The sequence below is a fragment of the Saccharothrix longispora genome (genome assembly GCF_031455225.1).
Taxonomy (GTDB): Bacteria; Actinomycetota; Actinomycetes; order Mycobacteriales; family Pseudonocardiaceae; genus Actinosynnema; species Actinosynnema longispora.
Genome location: NZ_JAVDSG010000001.1, coordinates 3720538 through 3741637, shown reverse-complemented (window position 1 = coordinate 3741637; position 21100 = coordinate 3720538). Strand labels below are relative to the sequence as shown.

Below are 21100 nucleotides of genomic sequence, written 5' to 3'. Positions count from 1 at the left end.
ACCTCCACACAGTCTTGCCGGCAATTCTAGTGAATGGTCTTTTCGATTCGTTATCATTGCCGCCGGTGCACCCCGTCGATAACATTCGGACAATGACGGTCACCCGGCGCGCCGAGCGGCTCGGGCTCCCCCGGATGCGCGGGCTCCACCGGCTGGTGATCTCGGCCGCCGTGGACAGCCTGGGCAGCGGGCTGTTCCTGCCGTTCACCATCCCGTACTTCCTGGTCGTCTCCGACCTCGGCCTGCTCGCCATCGGCACCGCCCTCTCGGTGGCCGCGCTGGCGGGCGTGCCGGCCGGGATGATGGCCGGCCCGCTGGTGGACCGGTTCGGCGCCACGGCGGTCGTGGTCGGCTGCAACGTGCTGCGGGCCGCCGGGTTCCTCGCCTACCTGTGGGTGAGCACCCCGTGGCAGCTGGTGCTCGCCGCCGCGCTCGTCTACTGGGCCGACGGGGCCTGGCTGCCGGCGCAGGGGGCGCTCGTCGTGGACCTGGCCGGCCTGGACCAGCAACCCCGCTGGTTCGCCCTCATCCGGTCCACCCGCAACGCGGCCCTGGGGCTCGGCGCGGTCGTCGCCGCGTCGGTCGTCGGGTTCGGCGCCGACGGCTACCGGGTGCTGGCGGTGGCCAACGCCGCGAGCTTCCTGCTGATAGCCGTGCTCATCGGCACCTGGCCCAAGGCCAGGGCGCTCGCGGGCCGGCGCGCGGCGGTCGCGCGACCGCGCCCGGAGGGCGGCTACCGCGAGGTGCTGCGCGACCGGCCCTTCACGCGCCTGGTCCTCGCCAACGGGTTCTTCGTGGTCGTCGTCTACGCGATCGTCCTGCTGGTGCCCGCCTACGTGGGTATCACGCTGCCCGGCCACGCCTGGCTGCCGGGGGCGCTGTTCACCGTGAACACGGTGCTGGTGGTCCTGGCCCAGGGCCCCGTGGTGCGCTGGACGGAAGGGCGGGTCGAGGGGGACGTGCTGCGGCTGGCCGCCGCGGTGTGGGCGACCTCCCTGGTGCTGCTGGGCGCGGCGGCGTTCCTGCCCACCGCCCCCGCGCTGGTCGCCCTGTTCCTCGGGGTGGTCGTGTTCACCGCCGCCGAACTGCTGTTCGCCCCCACCAGTTCGGCGTTCGCGGTCCGGCTGGCGCCGCCCGGTCTGCGCGGGCGCTACCTCGGCACGCACCAGTTGTCCTGGGGCGCGGCCATGGTCGTGGCCCCGGTGCTGTTCACGGGCCTGCTGTCGCTCGGCCCGGCGTGGCCGTGGCCCGCGCTGGTCGCCTGCTGCGCCGCGGGGTGGCTGCTGCTGGGCGGTGCGCGTCGACCGGCGCGGGCGTGAGGGTCAGCTCCGGCCGAGCTGCTCGTCGACGAACCCGACCAACCGGTCCAGACCCCGCTCGACCTCGTCCGGGGTCAGCAGGCTGACCGACAACCGCAGGTGCGGCAGCGGCCGGCCGTCGCCGTGGAAGTGGTGCATCGGGGTCCACAGCACGCCGTGCTCGCGGGCGGAGTGGTCGAGCAGCCGGTCGTCCACCGGGAACGGCACGGTCAGCACGATGAAGAAGCCGCCGGCCGGCGAGTTCCAGCGCACGCCCCGTTCCGCCGCGTCGGGCATCCGGGCGGCGAGTCCCCCGAGCACCTGCGCGCGGTTGCGGCGGTAGACCTCGATCTCGCGGAGGTTGGCCTTGGTCAGGTCGAACCCGTGCTCCAGCAGCAGGCCGCCGATCAGCGCCTGGCCGATCGGCGGGGTGTTGACCGTGACCATGCTCTTGATCCGGGAGAGCTGGTCGGCCAGCGGCCCGGTCCGGCCACCGCCGAGGTCCACCGGCTGGTCGGCGACGACGTAGCCGACGCGCGCGCCGGGGAACGCCGTCTTGGCGTAGGAGCCCAGGGAGACCACCCGCTCGCCGCCCAGCGCCTTCAAGGTGGGCGGCCGCTCGTCGGTCGCCCCGAAGAGGCGGTAGGGGTTGTCCTCCAGCAGGAGCAGGTCCTCCTCGACGGCCACGCGCAGCAGGTCGCGCCGCACCCCGGCGTCCAGCGTCGCCCCGGACGGGTTGGCGAAGTCGGGCACCACGTACAGGGCCCGCGGCCGGAGCCCTTCGGCCCGCGCCCGCCGGGTCCGCTCCACCAGGTCGTCCAGGTCCACGCCCGCCGGCCCGTCGCGCACCGGGAGCACGGGCATCTCCACCAGCCGCGCCGCGCCCGTGATGCCCACGTACACGGGCGACACGGCCAGCAGCACGTCCCGCGGGTCGGCGCGCAGGGCGCGCAGCACGAGCAGCATCGCCTCCTGGCAGCCCACGGTCACCACGATGGACTCCGGGTCCACCCGGACGCCCTCGTCCACGGCCAGGTTGCGGGCGATCAACTCGTGGACGATGCCCTTCGTGCGGCCGTACTGGAACAGCGCCCGGCGCGCCCGTGCGGCGTCCATGCCCCGTTCCTCCACCAGGTGGCGGTGGAAGGTGCGCAGGTGGCGGTGGAGATCTTCGACGTCGAAGAACTCCTCGTAGGGCCGACCGGGGGCGAACGACACGGCGTCCGGGTAGCGGTTGGCGATCTCGTTGAGGAACTCCATGGCGGTCAGCACCGGGTCGGTCAGCGAGCCGTGCAGGTCGTCCAGGCGCAGCGGGTCCACCGTCCGTGCTCCCGCGCTCAGCGGGCGGCCTTGCTGAGCTCCGCCTCGACGGCTTGGTAGAGGGCTTTGATGTTGCCGCTGCCGAACGTGCGCGCGCCGGCGCGTTCGATGATCTCGAAGAAGAACGTGCCCCGGGGGTGGGTGGACCGGGCGAAGATCTGGTAGAGCTTGCCGTCCTGGTCCTCGTCGACCAGCAGGTCCAGCTCGGCCAGCTCGGCCGCGGAGTACCGGGTCAGCTCCAGGCGGTCCACCAGCTGGTCGTAGTAGGCGGCGGGGGTGGTGAGCAGTTCCACGCCGCGTGCGCGCAGCCGGCGGACCGAGTCCACGATGCCGTCCGTGGCGAAGGCGATGTGCTGGACCCCCGCCCCGCCGTGGTTCTTGAGGAAGTCGTCGATCTGCCCCGGCCTGCGCGAGGTGTCCGGCTCGATGAGGGTGAGCGTGACCCCGCCGGACGTGCTCTGCACGACCTTGGAGTTCATGGACTGCGCCCCGACGACGATCTTCTCCTCGAAGACGGTCCGGAAGTCCAGCACCGTCTCGTAGAACTCCACGGTCGGGGCGAGCCCGCCCGCCTCCAGGCAGACGGCGAAGTGGTCCAGCAGGCGCAGGCCGCCGGCCGGGTCCGGGCCTCCGCCGGGCGCGCCGCCGGGACGCTCGACGAAGGTGTGCACCACGTCGCCGAACCCCATGATCGTGGCGACGACCGCGTCGTCGACCACGGCGGGGTCGGCCACCGGCCGCGCTCCCCGGCGCACCGCCTCGGCGAACGCGGCGCGCGCGTCGGCGACGCCCAGCGCGATGTCGGCCACCCCGTCGCCGTGCACCTTCACGTACGCGGCGGCCGGGGTGTCGTCGGTGACGGCCTGGGTGAACACCAGGCGGATCGTGCCGCCCCCCACCGCGACCGAGCGCACCGACGACGTCTCGGACGTGCCGAGCAGCACCAGCCCGTACTTGTCGACGAGTTCCCCCGCCGCCCGGTCCGCGTCGCCGACGTAGAACACGGTGTGGTCGACGGTCATGCCTTCGAACGCACTGCCTGCCTGTGCCGCCATCACGACCCTCCAGCTGTGGAATCGCCTCCGACGGCATTTATAGACGGCCGGTTTATCGATTCGTTTTCACATTCACGGATGGTGATAAGGAATTGATAAACGATGTTCCTAGCCTGAGGGCACTATGACGGACAGCAGGGACTGGGAGCGCGGGGCCCGGGTCGACCACGGGCCCGGCCGGCTGTGGCGGTCGATCGCCACCGGGCTGGCCGGGGGTGGTGCGCGGACCGCCGCCGTGCGCGGGGAGCGTTCGCTGTCGTTCGCCGAGCTCGACGCCCGGACCGCGGCCCTGGCCCGGCGGCTGCGCGCGGTCGGCGTCGGGCCGGAGCGGTCGGTGGCGGTGCTGGCCGAGGACGGCCTGGACCAACTCGTGGCGTGCCTCGCGGTCTTCCGCGCGGGTGGGGTGTACCTGCCGGTGGACCCGCTGTGGCCCGCGGGCCGGCGGGCCGCGGTGCTGACCGACGCGGGACCGGTGGCGGCCGTTGTGGCCGGCGGTGCGCTGGAGGTCGAGGGGCCGGTGCTGCCCGTCGACGTCGAGGACGCGCGGGACGAGGGCACCGGGGACGTCCCGTGGCCGGAGCCCGAGCCCGGACGGGCCGCCTACCTGGTGTACACCTCGGGTTCCACCGGGCTGCCCAAGGGCGTGCTGGTCACCCACGGCGCTCTGGCGAACCGGATGCTGTGGTGGCAGCACGAGTACCCGCTGCGGCCGGACGACGTGCTGATGGCGACCGCGTCGCCGGGCTTCGACATCGCGGTGTGGGAGCTGCTCGCCGCCTTCCTCGGCGGGGCCCGGCTGGTGATCGCCGAGCACCGGGCGCACGGCGTGGTGCCCCACCTGCCGGAGTTGATGACCGCCCACCGGGTGACCGTGGCGCACCTCGTGCCGTCGGTGCTGGAGGAGCTGCTGGGCTGGATGGCCGACGGCGGCCGGTTGGGCCTGCGGCTGGTGGCGTGCGGTGGCGAGGCGGTCCCGCCGTCGCAGCGGGACCGGCTGCTCGCCCTGTCCGGCGCGCGGATGGTGCACGCCTACGGGCCGACGGAGACCACGATCACCGTGGTGCACGACGAGTGCCGCGCGGACGACCCGGCGGGCGGCATCCCGCTGGGCAGGCCGATGCACAACGCCGCCGTGGCCGTCGTAGGCGGCGACGGCCGGCCGGCGCCGGTGGGCGTGGCGGGGGAACTCGTGGTGGGCGGCGTCCCGCTGACCCGCGGTTACCTCGGCAGACCCGGTGAGACGGCCGCCCGCTTCGTGCCGGACTGGCTCGGGCTGGACCCGGGTGGCGGTGGCCGCGTCTACCGCACCGGGGACCGCGCCCGCCGGCTGCCCGACGGCCGGATCGAGTTCCTGGGCCGGGTGGACGACGAGTTCAAGGTGCGCGGCCACCGGGTGGACCCGGCCGAGATCGAATCCCTGCTGCACCAGCACCCGGGGGTCGGCCGGGCGGCCGTGCGGCTGGCCGACGGCGCGCACGTGGTGGCCTACCTCCAGGGCGCCGCCGAGCCGGCGGAGCTGCGCGCGCACCTCGCGGACCGCCTGCCCCAGGCGGTCATCCCGACCCGCTGGGTGCGCCTGGACCGCTTCCCGCTCACGTCCAACGGCAAGATCGACTACGCCGCCCTGCCCGCGCCCGGGGGGCGCGCCGGCGGCCCGGACGGCGAAGCCTCGACCGCGCTGGAACGCGAGCTGGCCGCGCTGTGGGCCGAGGACCTCGGGCTCGACGCGGTGGGCGTCTCGGACGACTTCCTGGCCCTGGGCGGCCACTCCCTCCTCGCCACCCGGACCGCGGCGGCGGCCTGGCGGCGGCACCGGGTGCGGCTGTCGCCGGCCGACGTGCTCAGTGCCCGCACCGTGGCGGCGCTCGCCCGGCGGATCGAGGAGCTGGCGGCGGTCGCCCCCGAGCCGGTGGCCGCCCCGCAGGACGAGGCGGCCACCGAGCTGCCGCTGATGCACGCGCAGGCGCGCATCCTGTTCGAGGAGGAGTTCCTCGGCGGTCCCGGCCTGTTCACCGTGCCGGTGCCGACCCGGTGGCGCGGCCCGGTGGACGTGACGGCGCTGCGCGCGGCGCTGGACGGCCTGGTGCGCCGGCACCCGGTGCTGCGCGGCGCGTTGGCCGACGACGACGGCCCCGCGCGGCTGGTGGTGCACGAGGTGGCGGAGGCGCCGCTCGTGGTGGAGGACCTGCGCGCGCTCGACCCGGCCGAGCGGGAGGCGCGGGTCGCGGCGGCGGACGAGGAGCTGGCGTCCGAGCCGTTCGACCTGCGCCGGCCCCCGCTGCTGCGGGCGCGACTCGTGCGGGTGGCGGACGAGGAGCACGTCTTCCTGCTGGTGCTGCACCACCTGGTGTGCGACCGGTGGTCGATGCGGTTGCTGGCGGAGGACCTGCGCGAGCTGTACGCCGCCGCCATCGACGGCCGCGCGCCCAGGCTCGGCCCGCCCGCGAACCCGGCGGCGGTGGCGCGCGCCGCCACGGGCGCCGAGGTCGAGCGCCACCTGGACCACTGGCTGCGGCGGCTCGACGGCGCCGTGCTGGACGGCGACCTCGCGGTCGGACCGCGCCGTCGCGTCGACCGCGGGCACCGGGCGGGCCGGGTGCTGCGGCTGCTGCCGCCCGAGCGCACCGCCGCACTGGGCGCGCTGTGCGCGGCACGCGGCGTCACGCCGTTCACGGTGCTGCTGGCCGCGTTCCAGGTGCTGCTGCACCGGTTCTCCGACTCCGACGACGTGGTCGTCGCGGTGCCCGTGGACGGCCGGGACGCCCCCGGTGCGTACGACGTGGTCACCATGCTGGTCAACACCGTGCCCCTGCGCGCGGACCTGCGCGGCGAGCCCCGCTTCTCGGAGGTGCTGGACCGGACCCGCGAGGAGGTGTCCGCGGCCCGGGAGCACCAGGCGGTGCCCGTCGAGCGGTTGGCCGGTGCGCTGGGTCGGCGGCGCGGCGCCGGGCACCACTCGCTGATGCGGCACATGCTGGTGTGGGAAGACTCCCTCGGCGTGCCGGTGGAACTCCCCGGGGTGGCCGCGGAACCGATGCGCCCGCCGTCCCACACCACCGCGTTCGACCTCACGCTGATCGCGCGGGCGGTGCCGGACGGGATCGACCTGGAGCTGGAGTTCAACCACGACGTGCTGGACGGCCCGTCCGCCGCGCTCGTCGCCGACGGGTTCACCGCGCTGCTCGACGACGTCCTGGCCGACCCCGACGTGCGGATCGGCGCGACCCGGCTGAGCGGCGCGCCGGTCGACCCGGTCCTGGCGGGGCCGGTGGAGCCGCCCGCGCCCCCGGTGGTGCGGCTGGTCCGGGCCGCCGCCGCGCGCCACCCGGACGCGCCGGCCGTGGTGGACGGCGCGGTGGTGACCGGCTACGCCGAGCTGGTGCGGCACGCGGACGCCGTGGCGGCTCGGATCAGGGCCGCGGGCGGCGGGCCGGGCGACGTGGTCGGCGTGTGCCTGCCGCGCTCCACCGACCTGGTGGCGACGCTGCTCGGCGTCCTCGTCGCGGGGTGCGCGTTCCTGCCGCTGTCACCGGACGACCCGGACGACCGGATCGGCAGGCAGCTCGACATCAGCGGGGCCCGCCTGGTGGTCGCCGCCGACGCCGACCGGTTCGCCGGTGTCGCGGTCGTGTCGCCCGCGCCGTCCGGCGAGGCGCCCGCCGGGCCGCTGCCGGAGCCGTCGCCCGACGACCCCGCGTACGTCATCTTCACGTCCGGTTCGACGGGCGAGCCGAAGGGCGTGCTGGTCGAGCACCGCGCGCTGGCGGACCACGTGCGCTGGGCGGTGGGGGAGTACGGGCTGTCCCCGCAGGACCGGGCCCTCCAGTTCTGCGCGGTCACCTTCGACGTGCTGCTGGAGGAGGTGTTCCCCACCCTGGCAGCCGGCGGGGCCGTCGTGCTGCGGGACGAGGAGTCGGCCACCTCGGCGCAGGCCCTGGTGGAGCTGTGCGCGGAGCGGGGCGTGACGGTGGTGAACCTGCCCACCGGCTACTGGGAGCGGCTCGTCGCCGCCCTGGACGAGGACGGGCCGGCGTGGCCGTCGTCGGTGCGGCTGGTGGTGATCGGCGGGCAGCAGGTCGACCGGCGGGCGGTGGACCGCTGGCACCGCCTGCCGCACGGGGTGCGACTGGTCAACGCCTACGGGCCCACGGAGGTCGCGATCGGCGTCACCGCCGCCGACCTCGTGCCCGGTGGCGGCGTCCCGATCGGCGCGCCGATCCCGAACACCCGGGCCTACCTGCTGGACCGCTACCTCGCGCCGGTGCCCGACGGAGTGGCCGCCGAGCTGTACCTGGCCGGCTCGGGCCTCGCCCGGGGGTACGTCCGCCGTCCGGGCCTGACCGGCGAGCGGTTCCTGCCCGACCCGTTCGCCGGGGGCGGGCAGCGCATGTACCGCACCGGCGACCTGGCCGTCCGCCGCGACGGGGTGCTGCACTTCGTCGGCCGGGCGGACCGGCAGGTGAAGGTGCGCGGCTACCGGATCGAGTTGGACGAGGTGGAGAGCGCGCTCGCCGCCGCGCCCGGTGTGACCGAGGCGGCCGTGGTCGTGCGCGACGGCCGGCTGGAGGCCCACGTGGCCGCTCCGCCCGACGTGGACGGCGCGGGGGTGCGGGCCCACCTGGCAGGCCGGCTGCCGGCGTTCATGGTGCCTTCGGTGGTCGTGGTGGCCCAGGCGCTGCCGCACACGTCCACCGGGAAGGTGGACCGCACCGCGCTCACGCCCGTGCCGGACGGGCCCGCCCACCACCTGCCTCCGCGCGACGACCGGGAGCGGGCCGCGTGCGCGCTGTGGGCCGAGGCGCTCGGCGTGGCGGAGGTGGGTGTGCGCGACAGCTTCTTCGAGCTGGGCGGGCACTCGCTGCTGGCGATGGACCTGGTGCGCCGGATGCGCGCGCAGGGCTATCCGCACCTGCGGATGCCGGACCTGTTCGAGCACCCCACCATCGAGGCGCTCGCGCCGTGGGCGGCCGCCGCCCCGGCCGCGGCGACCCCGGCCGCCGCCGCTCCCGGCCCCGTGGTGGGCTCGGCGCCGCTGTCCTGGGCGCAACTGGGGATCTGGGCGCACGCGGCGACCAGCGGCAGCGGCACCTTCCACCTGCCGGTGGTGCTGCGGTTGTCCGGACCGCTGTCCGAGGACGCCCTCGCCGGGGCGACGGCGTCCCTGGCCGCACGGCACGACCTGCTGCGCAGCGTGCTCGTCGACGGCCCGGACGGCCCGGAGTGGCGGCTGACCCCCGACGCGCCGCCCTCGCCGCGGGTGGTCGACGCGTCCGCGGCGGACCTGGACGAGAGGGTGCGCGACCTCGTCGCCGAACCGTTCGACCTGCGGGCCGCGCCGCCGGTCCGGTGGACCCTGCTGCGGCTCGGCACGGACGACGCCGCCCTCGTGGTCGTGCTGCACCACATCGCCGGGGACGGCTGGTCCGCGGGCGCGCTCGTGCGCGAACTGGCCGAGCTGTACGCGGCCAGCACCGGGCGCCGGGCGCCCGAACTGCCCCCCGCCCCCAGCTTCCTGGCGCTGGCCGCCGCCGACCGGGCCGCGCCCCCGGACGAGGCGGGGCTGGCGTTCTGGGCCGAGGCGCTGCGCGGCGCGCCGGAGCGGATGGACCTGCCCGTCGACCGGTCGCGCACCGGGCCCGGCGACCCCGGCCGGCACCGCGCCCGCGTGCCGCTGCCGTCCCGGACCGCCGTCGCGCTGGCCGAACTGGCCCGGCGCGAGCGGGCGACGCCGTTCATGGCGCTGCTCGCCGGGGTGCAGGCGTGGCTGGCCCGCTGCTGCCGGCAGGCGGACGTCGTGGTCGGCACGCCCGTGGCCGACCGGGACGACGGCGACGCGGCCGGGGTGCTCGGGCCGCTGGTCAACGTGCTCCCCGTGCGCGTCGAGGTGGACCCGACCGGCTCGTTCGCCGAGCAGGTGGCCCGTACGCGTGCCGCCGTGCTCGCCGTGTTCGAGCACCGCTCGGTGCCCACCCAGCAGATCGTGCGGCACCTCGGGCTGAGCCGGCGCGGCCTGAGCCACGTCGTCTTCGACCTGGACGAGGCCGCCGCGCCCGAGACGACCGCGTTCGGCGACGTGACCGCGCGGACGGTGCCGCAGACCCCGCCGCTGGGCGCGTTCGACCTGGAGGTGACCGCGCGCCCGACCGCGGACGGGCTGGCCGTCGAGCTGCGCGGCGCGGCGGACCTGTTCGGGCCGGCGGGCATCCGGCACCTCGCGACGGCCCTGGCACGCCTGCTCACCGGGGTGGCCGAGCGGCCGGACGCCCCGCTGTCGTCGATCGACCTGCTCGACGAGGCGGAACGCCGCCGGGTGCTGGTCGCACCGAACGCGCGGCACCGGTCGGAGCGGCCCGCCGACGTGCTCGCGCTGGTCGCCGACTGGGTTGCCCGCACCCCGGACGCGACGGCGGTGACCACGCCCACCGGGCGACTGACCTACCGGGAGCTCGACGCGCTGTCCGACGGGGTGGCCGCGTGGCTGCGCGACCGGGGGCTGCCCGTGGAAGGCCTGGTGGCCACGCGGCTGGGGCGGTGCCTGGAACTGCCGGCCGTCGTGCTGGGCATCTGGAAGGCCGGCGGCGCGTACGTGCCGCTGGACCCGGCGCAACCGACCGGTCGGCACCACCGCGTCCTCGCCGACTGCCGACCCCACGCGGTGGTCGCGGACAGACCCGACCCGGTGTTCGGCGCGATCCCCGTCCTCGCCGTCGCCGACCTCCGGCCGGCCCCGCGCGGTGTCGAGGTCCGCCCGTCGGAGCCCGGCCGCCTCGCGTACGTGGCCTACACCTCCGGCTCGACCGGGGAACCCAAGGGCGTGCAGTGCCCGCACCACGGCCTGGCCAACCAGCTGATGTGGTCGCGGCGGGCGTACCCGCTGCGCCCCGGCGAGGCGTTGGCCCAAGTCGCGGCCGTCGGGTTCGACATCTCGCTGTGGGAGCTGATGCACCCGCTGACCAGCGGCGGCCGGCTCGCGGTGCTGGACCAGGAGCGGCACGGGGACGTCGCGGCGATCGCGGAGCTGGTGGCGACCGAGCGGGTGGCGGTGCTGCACCTGGTGCCGGCGCTGCTGGAGCACTACCTGGAGGAAGGGCTCGCCGACTCGCTGCGGCACGTGCTGTGCGGCGGTGAACGGGTCCCGCCCGGCCTGCCCGCCCGGTTCGCCGCCCGCACCCCGGCGGCCCTGCACCACACCTACGGGCCGACCGAGGCGTCGATCACCGTCACGCACTGGCGCGTCCCCGCCGACCCGGTGCCGGACCGGCTGTCGCTGGGCGGGCCGCTGCCGAACGCGCGGGTCTACCTGCTCGACCCCCACGGGCGGCCGGTGCCGGTGGGCGTGGTGGGCGAACTGGTCCTCGGCGGCGAGGTGCTGGCCCGGGGCTACCTCGGCCGGCCCGGGGCGACGGCGGAGCGGTTCCTGCCGGACCCGTTCGCGGACGTGCCGGGCGCACGTGCCTACCGCACCGGTGACCTGGCCCGCTACCGGCCGGACGGCGGCCTGGAGTTCGTGGGCCGGGCCGACCGGCAGGTGAAGATCCTCGGCGTGCGCGTCGAGCCGTACGAGGTGGAGGCCGCGCTGACCGCCGATCCCGCCGTGGCCGCCTGCGCCGTGCTGCCCCGTGCGGACGCGGGGGGAGCGGTCGGCCTCGTGGGCTACTTCGTGCCGGCCGACCCCCGGGCCGACCCGGACCGGCTGCGCGCCGAGGTGCGCCGGGGACTGCGGGAGCGGCTGCCCCGCGCGATGGTGCCGGCGCACCTGGTGGTGGTGGCGGCGCTGCCGATCGGCCCGACCGGCAAGCTGGACGTCTCCGCCCTGCCCGACCCCGACGAGGCCCCGGCGCCCCCGCCGACCCCGTCGGTCGCCGAGCCCGGCACCGACGCGGAACGCGGCCTCGCCGCCATCTGGGCGCAGGTGCTCCCCGTCCCCGGCGGACGGGCGATCGGACCGGAGGACAACTTCTTCGACCTCGGCGGCGACTCGGTGAGCGCCATCCGGGTGGTGGCCAGGGCACGCGCGGCGGGCCTGCGCGTGGAGCTGAGCCGGGTGCTGCGCGCGGCGTCACTGGCCGAACTGGCGGCCTCCGCGCGCCCGGTCGAGCGGCCCACCGCGACGCGGCCCGCCCCCTCGGACGACCGGGTGTGGCTGACCCCGGCGCAGCGGCGCTTCCTGTCCGCCGCCGGTTCCCGGCCCGGCCACTTCAACCAGGCCGTGCTGACCGAGCCCGCCGAACGGGTCACGCCGGCGGCGTTGCGGGCCGCGTTGCAGGCGGTGGCCGCCCACCACGACGCGTTCCGGCTGCGCCCGGTGCGGGTCGACGGGCGCCGGCAGGACCACGCCACCCTCGCCTCCCGCACGGACGACCTGGTCACAGTGCTGGTGGCCGACGCGCCGCTCGACGCGGACTCGGTCGTGGTGCTCGCCGCACCCGTGCACGCCGCCGTCGACGTCGACCACGGCCCCCTGTTGGCCGCGCTGCTCGCCGAACGGCCCGACGGCGGGCAGGCGGTGCTGCTCGTCGCCCACCACGTGGCGATCGACACGGCGTCGTGGGAGACCGTGCTGTCCGACCTGGACACCGCCTACCGGCAGGTCTCGCGAGGCGAGGAGGTGGTCCTGCCGACGCCGGTCACGCCGTTCGCGGACTTCGCCCGCACGCTGCCCGCGCTCACCTCCCGGCTGGACACCCCGGAGCAGCGCGCCCACTGGCACGACCAGCTCGCGGACCTGCCCCGGCTCCCCTCGACGACCGGCGAGGGCGAGGGCGAGGGCGGTCCGGTGGTGCTCGCACTGGGCGAACCGGCCACGCGGGAGCTGGTGGCGGCGGCCTCCCGGCACCGGCTGCGGGTGGACGAACTGCTGCTGGCCGGCCTGACCCGCGTCGTCGCCCGGTGGACCGGGAACCCCCGGGTGGCGCTGTTGCGCGAGACGCACGGCCGCTCGGGCCCGGCCGACTGGCCCGACCTGACCGGCACCGTCGGCTGGCTCACCGCCGTCCACCCCGTGCGCGTGGACGTGCCCGCCGACGACCCGGCAGCCGCCTTGCACGCCGTCCGCGAGGCCCTGGCCGCCGTCCCGGACGGCGGGGTGGGCTACGGCCTGCTGCACACCGATCCCGCGGCGGAGCCGGACCTGGTGGTCAACTACCTCGGCGCCACGACAGGCGGTCCCGGCTCGGGCCTGTTCGCCCGCGTCGAGCGGCAGGCGATCGGCGAGTACGCCGCCCCCGAGCACGCCGCCGTGCGCGGCATCGAGGTGATCGCCGGCATCGACGAGCGCGGCCTGTGGGTGGAGTGGCTCTACGACCCCGAGCGGTTCTCCCGGTCCACAGTGGACTTCCTGGGCGGGGACCTGCGGACCGCGCTGGCCGACCTGGCGGCCCTGCTGGACGGGCCGTTCGGCACCGCCGCCGTGCCCGCCGACTTCCCGCTGGCGGACGCGCCGGGGGAGCAGTTGCGCGCGGTGCTCACCGCCCGTCCCGGCGCGCGCGACGTGCGGTCGCTCTCCCCGGCGCAGCAGGGCATGCTGGCCTGGCACCTGGCCCGCCCCGGATCGGCCGCTTACCACACCCAGATCCTGTTCTCCGCGGACGGCGACGTCGACGAGGTCCGGCTGCGGGAGGCCTGGCAGCGGGTGGTGGACCACACGGACGTCTTCCGGACCGCGTTCGTCCACGCGGGACTGGAACAGCCGGTGCAGGTCGTCGGCGCGAGCCCGCTGGTGGACTGGCGCGGACACGTGGCGACCGATCCGGGCGAGGTGCTCGAAGCGGACCGCGCGGAGCCGTTCGACCTCTCCGCGCCGGGCCCGCAGCGCTGGCACTGGATCGACGGCGGTCCGGCGGGCCGGTGGCTGCTGTGGAGCCACCACCACATCCTGCTCGACGGCTGGAGCCTGCCGCTGGTGCTCGCCGACGTGGCCGCCGCCTACACCGCCGGACCCGACTGGGCGCCGCCGCGCCGCCCCGGCTACGGCGCCTACCTGTCGTGGTTGTCCACGCGGGACGAGGAGGAGGGCGCGGGGTTCTGGCGGGAGCGGCTGGCCGGCGTCGCACCGACGCGCCTGGGCCGGGCGGGCTCCTCCGGTACCGCGTCGATGGCCGCCGCGGACCTCCCGGAGGCGGCGACGCGGGCGCTGACCCGGCTGGCCGAGCGCAGCCGCGCCACGCTGCACTCCGTGGTGCTGGCCGCCTGGTCACTGGTGCTCGCCCGGCGCTGCGCGAGCGACGACGTGGTGTTCGGCGTGGTCGTCTCCCTGCGCCCCGACGAGGTCCCGGACTCGGAGCGGTTGGTCGGCCTGTGCCTGAACACGGTGCCCCTGCGGGTGCGCTTGGACGCCGACGGCGAGCTGCCGGAGCTGTTCCGCCGCATCCAGGAGGACCTGGTGGAGGGCTACCGGCACGCCGCCCACCCGCTGGGCCGCATCCGCGGCTGGGCGGGCGTGCCGGACGCGCTGTTCGACAGCATCGTGGTGTTCGAGAACTACCCGGGTGACCGCACGGGCCAGGCGCTTGGCGCCGACGGCGCGTTGCGGGTGGTCCGCGCGGTGGAGAGCACCGAATTCGCCGTGTCCTTGACCGTGCTTCCCGACGAACGGCTCACCTTCGAGCTGACCCACCAGGGCCACGCCCTGACCTCTGCAGAGGCGGACGAACTGGTCCGCCGCCTGGTTCGCCTGCTGGAACGGATCGCCCGGAGCGGCGACCCCGAGGGGAGAAGGAACCCGTGACCTTCCGCGTGCGCGACCTGTTCGCCGACGACGCCGACGAGACCACCGCGCAACTGGCCGCGTGGAACGACACCGCCCGCGACTTCCCCACCGACGTGGGCGTGCACGAACTCGTGCGGCGGCAGGCCGCCGAGCACGGCACGCGCGGCGCCGTGACCTTCGAGGGCGCGACCCTGACCTACGCGGAGCTGGACGCGGCGGCCGCCGACCTGGCGGCGCGGCTGGCCGGTGCGGGCGTGCGGCCCGGCGACGTCGTCGCCATCGCGCTGCCCCCGTCGGACCGGCGGATCGTCGCCGTCCTCGGCGTGCTCCACGCGGGCGCGGCCTACCTGCCGCTGGACCCGGAGCTGCCCGCGCAGCGGCTGGAGTTCCTGCTCTCCGACGCGGGGGCAGCGGCGCTGATCACCGACGCGGCCACGCGCGAGAGCGCGGTCGGTGCCTACGACGGGCCGACCCTGCTGTCCGACCGGCCGTCCCCGGGCGGCGTCGTCACCGGACCGGTCGCGTTCCCGGGCCCGGCCCTGGCCGCCTACGTCATCTACACCTCCGGCTCCACCGGCCGCCCCAAGGGCGTGGCGGTCGACCACCGGAGCCTGGTCAACCGCCTGCTGTGGATGCGCGACCAGTACCGGGTCGGACCCGAGGACGTGGTCCTGCACAAGACGTCCTTCGGCTTCGACGTGTCCGTGTGGGAGCAGCTGCTGCCGCTGATCAGCGGAGCGCGCCTCGTGGTCGCGCCGAGCGGCACCCGCCGGGACGCCGCCGCGCTGGTCGGCCTCGTCCGCGCCGAGTCGGTGACGGTGCTGCACTTCGTGCCTTCGCTGCTGCCCGCGTTCCTCGACGTGGAGGGCGTCGAGCAGGCCCGCGCGCTGAGGGTCGCGATCTCCAGCGGCGAGGCGCTGCCCAAGCCGGTGGCGGTGGACTTCACCCGACGCCTGCCGCACTGCGCGCTGCACAACCTCTACGGGCCGACCGAGGCCACCATCGACGTCACGCACTGGCCGGTGGACGGCGACGACGAGCGGCCCTTCGTGCCCATCGGCACGCCGATCGACAACACCCGGATCCACGTGCTCGACGACGAGCTGTCGCCCCTGCCGGTCGGCGCGGAGGGCGAGCTGTGCATCGGCGGTCGGGCCGTGGCGCTGGGCTACCTCCGGCGACCCGCGCTGACGGCCGAGAAGTTCGTGCCCGACCCGTTCGGCGGTCCTGGTGACCGCCTGTACCGCACCGGCGACCGGGCCCGCTTCGGGCCGGACGGCGCGGTGGAGTACCTGGGGCGGCGCGACGGGCAGGTCAAGCTGCGCGGCTATCGCATCGAACTGGGCGAGATCGAGACCGCCCTGCTGGAGTCGGACCTGGTCCGGCAGGCGGCAGTGGTGCTGCGCGGCGAGGGCGGCACCAGGCGGCTGGTGGGCTTCGTCTCCGGCCGGCCCGGTGCCGCCGGCGGCACCGAGGAGGCGGCGGCACACGTGCTGGCCCGCTTGGGCGCGACCCTGCCCGCCTACCAGGTGCCGTCGCAGCTGGTGTGGCTGGACACCCTCCCGCTGACCTCCTCCGGCAAGGTGGACCGCGCGGCGCTGCCCGAGGTCACGACCACCTCCCGGTCGTCCGCCACGCCCGGCACGCCCACCGAGCGGGCGATCGCGGCGCTGTGGGCGGACCTGCTCGACGGCGTCGACCCCGGCCTGGACGACGACTTCTTCCGCACCGGTGGCGACTCGGTGTCCAGCATGCGGCTGGCCGCCCGGGCGCAGCGCCAGGGCATCCGGCTCGACGTGCAGCACATCTTCACCCACCGCACCGTCCGGGGCATGGCCGCCGCGGCCGAGGAGGCCGCCGGCCGCCCGGTCGTCGCCGAACCGCGCGGCGACGACGACGAAGCGCTGCTGGCGGGCGTCGACCCCGCGCACCTGGCCGAGGTGCGCGCCCGCCCCGGCGTCGCCGACGTCTACCCCCTGGCGCCCATGCAGGAGGGCATGCTGTTCCGGGGCCTGTTCTGGCCCGATTCGGACGCCTACTTCAACCAGAACGTCCTGGAACTCGTGGGCGGGACCGACGAGGACGTGCTGCGCGAGGCGTGGCGGCGGGTCGCCGACCGGTACGAGATCCTGCGCACCGGCTTCGCCTGGCACGACCGGGCCGAGCCGCTGCAGTACGTGCGCGACGACCTGACACCGCCGTGGTCGGTGCACGACTGGTCCGACGAGGGCGCCGACCGCCATGCGGAACTGCTGGAGCGGCTGCTCGGCGACGACCGGGCCGCCGGCCTCTCCCTGGCCGACTGCCCCCTGTACCGGCTGACCCTGGTGCGGCTCGGCGGCGGCCGGCACTACCTGCTGTGGAGCCACCACCACATCCTGCTCGACGGCTGGTGCCTGTCCCTGATCTGGGGCGACGTGTTCCGGGTCTACGAGGAGCTGGTGCACGGCCGCGAGCCGCGCCTGGAGCCGGTCCGGCCCTACCGGGACTACGTGCGCTGGATCCGCGCGAGGGCCGCACGCAGCGAGGAGTCCGAGCGGTTCTGGCGCGAGTACCTGCGGGACCTGACCCCCAGCCCGTTCTCGACCGCCCCCGCCGACCAGGAGGGCGAGTTCGACACCGTCGTGCACGAGTTCCCCGAGCAGCTGACGCGGCTGGTGAACGAGGCGGCGCGCGGGTACGGCGTCACGACCAACGCGATCAGCCAGGCCGCGTGGAGCATGCTGCTCGCGCTCCAGTCCGGCGCGCGCGACGTGGTGCACGGCCTGACCATCGCGGGCCGCCCGCCCGAGCTGGAGGGCTCGGAGCACATGGTGGGCATCTTCATCAACACGATCCCGCTGCGCATCCGGCTCGACCCGGACAAGACGGTGACCGAGCTGCTGGAGACCATCCACCGCGACCTCGCCACCACGGCCGCGCACGGCCACGTCCCGCTGGCCCAGATCAAGTCGTGGGCCTCCGGCGAGCGGCTGTCCGGCGGCCGGGTCTTCGACAACCTGGTGGCCTTCGAGAACTACCCCGAGGACAACCTGCCCGGCGACGACCTGAGCATCCGGGTCATCGACCTGCACGCCCAGGAGAAGACCGAGTACCCCATCGGCCTGATCGTGCTGCCGCTGGAGAAACTGGCGTTCCACTTCAACTACGACACCACGCACTTCACCCGCGCCGAGGTGGACCGGTTCATCGAGACCTTCCGGCTGCTCACCGAACAGCTGTGCCGCCGCCCGGCGGCGCGGTTGCGCGAACTGGACCTGCTGCCGGCCGGGGACCGCGAGCTGTTCGGGCGCTGGAACGGCACGGCCCGCGACGACGACGCCCCGCCGTCGCTGCTCGACCTGTTCCTGCGCCACCGGGAGGCCACGCCGCACGCGCCGGCCGTGGTGGAGGGCGACACCGCGATCGGCTACGCCGAGCTGGACGCCCGCGCGACCGCGCTGGCCGGGCGACTGGCCGAGGTCGGCGTGGGTGCCGGGCGGCTGGTGGGGATCTGCCTGCCGCGCGGTGCCGCCTACCCGACCGCGCTGCTGGCCGCCTACCGGAGCGGCGCGGTGCCGGTGCTGCTCGACCCAGACCACCCGGAGGCGCGGCGGCGGGTGGTGGCGGCCGACGCCGCCGTGGCCGCCGTGGTGACGACGGCGGACGTGACCGGGTTCGAGGCGTGGCCGGTCGTCCACCCCGAGGGGGCGGTGACCCCGCCGACGCTCCCGCCCACCGGCCCGCCCGGCTCCACCGACCCGGCCCGCGACGCCTGCGTCGTCTACACCTCCGGCTCGACCGGCCTGCCCAAGGGGGTGCTCGCGCCCCAGGACGGGATGGTGAACCGGGTCCTGTGGTCCGGCCGGGCGTTCCCCACGACCGAGCCGCCGCGCGTGCTCGCCACGGCGGGCACCGCGTTCGACATCGCGCTCTGGGAGGTGTTCTTCCCACTGGCGCACGGCGGCGCGGTCGTGGTCGCGCCGCAGGACACCGTGCTCGACCCGGACGCGCTGGCGGAGCTGGTCACCGCGCAGCGGGTGACCGTGGCACACCTCCTGCCCAGCCTGCTCGCCGCGTTCCTCGACAGCCCCAAGGTCGACGGCTGCGCGGCGCTGGAGCACGTGCTCTCCGGCGGCGAGAGCGTCACGCCCGCGATGGTCCGCGCCTTCGCCGGGTCCGGCCTGCACGCCCGGCTGCACCAGGCGTACGGCCCGGCCGAGGCGTCGATCAGCGTCACCCACCACACCTGCGTGCCCGAGGACGGCCTGCGCGAGCGCGTGCCGATCGGTCGGCCGATCGACGCCACCACCGCGCACGTCGTGGACGAGCACCTGCGCGAGCTGCCCGTCGGCTGCGTCGGTGAACTGGCCGTCGCCGGCACCGCCGTCGGGGCCGGGTACCTGGGCGACCCGGAGCTGACCGCGCGGCGGTTCCCCGCGAACCCCTTCGGCGCGGGGCGGCTCTACCTCACCGGCGACCTGGCCCGGTGGCGCACCGACGGCGACCTGGAGTTCCTGGGCCGCCGCGACCGGCAGGTGAAGGTGCGCGGGCACCGGGTGGAGCCCGCAGAGGTGGACCGCACCGCCGAGCGGCACCCCGCGGTCCGGCAGGCGGTCACCGTCGCCCGCGACGCCCAGCTGACCACGTTCGCGGCGCTGCGCGGCGGAGCCCTGCTCGACGCGGACGAGCTGCGCCGGTGGCTGCGCGAACGGCTGCCGGACTGGATGGTCGGCCGGCTCGTGGTGCTCGACGCGCTGCCGGTGACCGGCAACGGCAAGGTGGACCAGCGCCGGCTGCTGGACCTGGCCGGCTCCGGGCCGCACCCGGCGGCGTCCGCCGCGTCGCGCCCGCCCGCCACCGAGATGGAGAAGCTGGTCGCGCGCTGCTGGGAGGAGGTGCTGGGCACCACCGGCATCGGCGCGCACGACGACTTCTTCGCGCTCGGCGGCCACTCCCTGCTGGTGGTGCGGCTGCTCCGGGTGCTGCGGGACAACCTGCCGGAGGAGGTGCACTGCGACGTGCCGCACATCCTCAAGGCGCCCACCGTCGCCGGGCTCGCCGAGCAGCTGCTCGGTCCGGTCGCGGGCTCCGGCTCGGCGTACGTCCACACCCTCAACCCGGACGCGACCGGCGGCGCGCTGGTCCTCGTGCACCCCGGCGAGGGACTGGGCCTGCCCTACCACGGGCTGGCGCCGCTGCTGCCCGACGTGCGCCTGCACGTCCTGTCCGACCCCCGCTTCGGGCAGTCGGACAACCGGTTCGCCACCCTCGCCGAGATGGCCACCCGCTACGTCGAGTGGGTGCGCACCACCGAGCCCGAGGGCCCGTACCGCCTCGGCGGCTGGTCCTTCGGCGGCGTGGTGGCGCTGGAGATGGCCCGGCAGATGACCGCGCACGGCGACGCCGTGTCCGACCTCCTGCTCATCGACAGCCACAACCTCAACGCCGTCGCACGCCCCGAGGACCCGCGCGAGGGCATCCGGCAGCGGCTGGTCGACCTGGGGGTGGACCCGGACTCCCCGGAGGGCACGGACATCGCGGAGGAGCTGCTGCACAACGGCGACCTCGCCGCGGACTACGCGCCCCCGGCCTACCGGAACCGCGTGTGCCTGCTCGTCACCGACGACGGCGACGACGGGCGCGACGCCGTGCGCTCGCGCGGCTGGGACCGGACCCTGCTGCCCGGCCTGGTCGTCGAACCCGTGCCAGGCACCCACGAGCGGCTGTTCGACGAGGACCGACTGCCCGACACGGCGGCCGCGATCCGCCGGGCGCTGGGAGGAGAGCGATGACCGCACTGCCGCAGGTGGTCCGGCGTTCGCCGGACCGGGCCGTGGAGACCTACGCCGAGGGCAAGCCCTACGACCTGTTCTTCCTGGACACGGCCGGCGTGCGCCTGGTCGGCCGCAAGACCGAGGCCTCCTACCCCGGGCCGGACCGCGACGGCCGGCCCGCCGAGCGGCTCAAGTGCACCCTCATCGAGCCGCACATGCTGCTGGGGGTGGTGGAGCGCGAGCAGGTGGCCGAGGACCACGTGGCCGTGTTCCACCGCCCGCTGGGCGAGGAGGAGAGGACCGCGCTGTTCGCCGCGGCCACCGCCGACCCCATGACGGACCTGTACTACCCGTACGCGCAGCTCGGCCACCGCGTCCGCGAGACCGACACGGGCGGCTGGGAGGTGACCGACGAGTCGGCCCGCGAACTGGACCACGCCGAGGAGGTGCTGCGCGACTACGTGCCCGACCGGCTCGCCGAGCTGGGGTTCCGCGGCGGGGTCGCCTACGACGCGGCGTGCTCGACCGGCGCGTTCCTCCACGCCGTCGGCCGCCGGTTCCCCGGGACGCGCACCATCGGCCAGGACCTCAGCCCCGACATGGTGGCCCGCGCGCGGACCAGGCTGGACGAGGCGCACTGCGGCGACAGCATCCGGCCCGCGATCCCCGAGGGCAGCGCCGACCTGGTGGTCTGCCGGCACCTCAACGCGTTCGTCGTCGGCACCGACCAGGCCCACGACCTGCTCGCCGCCGCGGCGAGCAGGTGCCGGGACGGCGGCCACGTCGTGCTGCTCGGCCACACCCCGATCCTCATCAGCAGCCAGTGGTGCGAGATGACCGGGCTGACCCCGGTGCAGCGCTCGGGCGCCACCCCGTCCGGGCACGCCCTCTTCCAGTGCTACGTACTGCGCAAGGGCTGACCCGGACGGGGAGCCCACGCACGCGGAGTACCCGAGCAGAAAG

General features: G+C 75.7%; 6 protein-coding genes. 4 read left to right on the top strand and 2 right to left on the bottom strand.

Going from position 1 to position 21100, the window contains the following annotated elements; translation table 11 throughout:
• The first annotated feature begins 92 nt into the window (after positions 1-92).
• Positions 93-1319 carry an MFS transporter gene (locus J2S66_RS15005; protein ID WP_310307665.1) on the top strand — a complete coding sequence of 409 codons (1227 nt, stop codon included), beginning with the start codon at positions 93-95 and terminating at the stop codon, positions 1317-1319.
• A gap of 3 nt (positions 1320-1322) precedes the next feature.
• Here the strand turns inward: J2S66_RS15005 and J2S66_RS15000 are convergent, their stop codons facing one another.
• Complete coding sequence (locus tag J2S66_RS15000) at positions 1323-2618, bottom strand: aminotransferase-like domain-containing protein (RefSeq protein WP_310307664.1); 1296 nt, start codon at positions 2616-2618, stop codon at positions 1323-1325.
• Between the two features lie 17 nt (positions 2619-2635).
• Positions 2636-3640: a 4-hydroxyphenylpyruvate dioxygenase gene (gene hppD / locus J2S66_RS14995; RefSeq protein WP_310307662.1), complete on the bottom strand. Its 1005-nt coding sequence runs from the start codon at positions 3638-3640 to the stop codon at positions 2636-2638.
• Between the two features lie 157 nt (positions 3641-3797).
• Here hppD and J2S66_RS14990 point away from each other — a divergent pair, with 157 nt between their 5' ends.
• Genes J2S66_RS14990 through J2S66_RS14980 form a run of 3 tightly spaced genes read left to right on the top strand, consistent with a single transcriptional unit; the run spans position 3798 to position 21057 of the window.
• Entirely contained in the window at positions 3798-14399 is a 10602-nt protein-coding gene (locus J2S66_RS14990; protein ID WP_310307661.1) for a non-ribosomal peptide synthetase, read from the top strand.
• Positions 14396-20155: a non-ribosomal peptide synthetase gene (locus tag J2S66_RS14985; protein WP_310307660.1), complete on the top strand. Its 5760-nt coding sequence runs from the start codon at positions 14396-14398 to the stop codon at positions 20153-20155. Before J2S66_RS14990 ends, J2S66_RS14985 begins: the two co-directional genes overlap by 4 nt.
• The gene (locus J2S66_RS14980; protein WP_310307659.1) at positions 20152-21057 is read left to right on the top strand and encodes a class I SAM-dependent methyltransferase; all 906 of its coding nucleotides are present in this window, start codon (positions 20152-20154) and stop codon (positions 21055-21057) included. The genes J2S66_RS14985 and J2S66_RS14980 overlap by 4 nt, the downstream gene beginning before the upstream one ends.
• Positions 21058-21100: the final 43 nt, after the last annotated feature.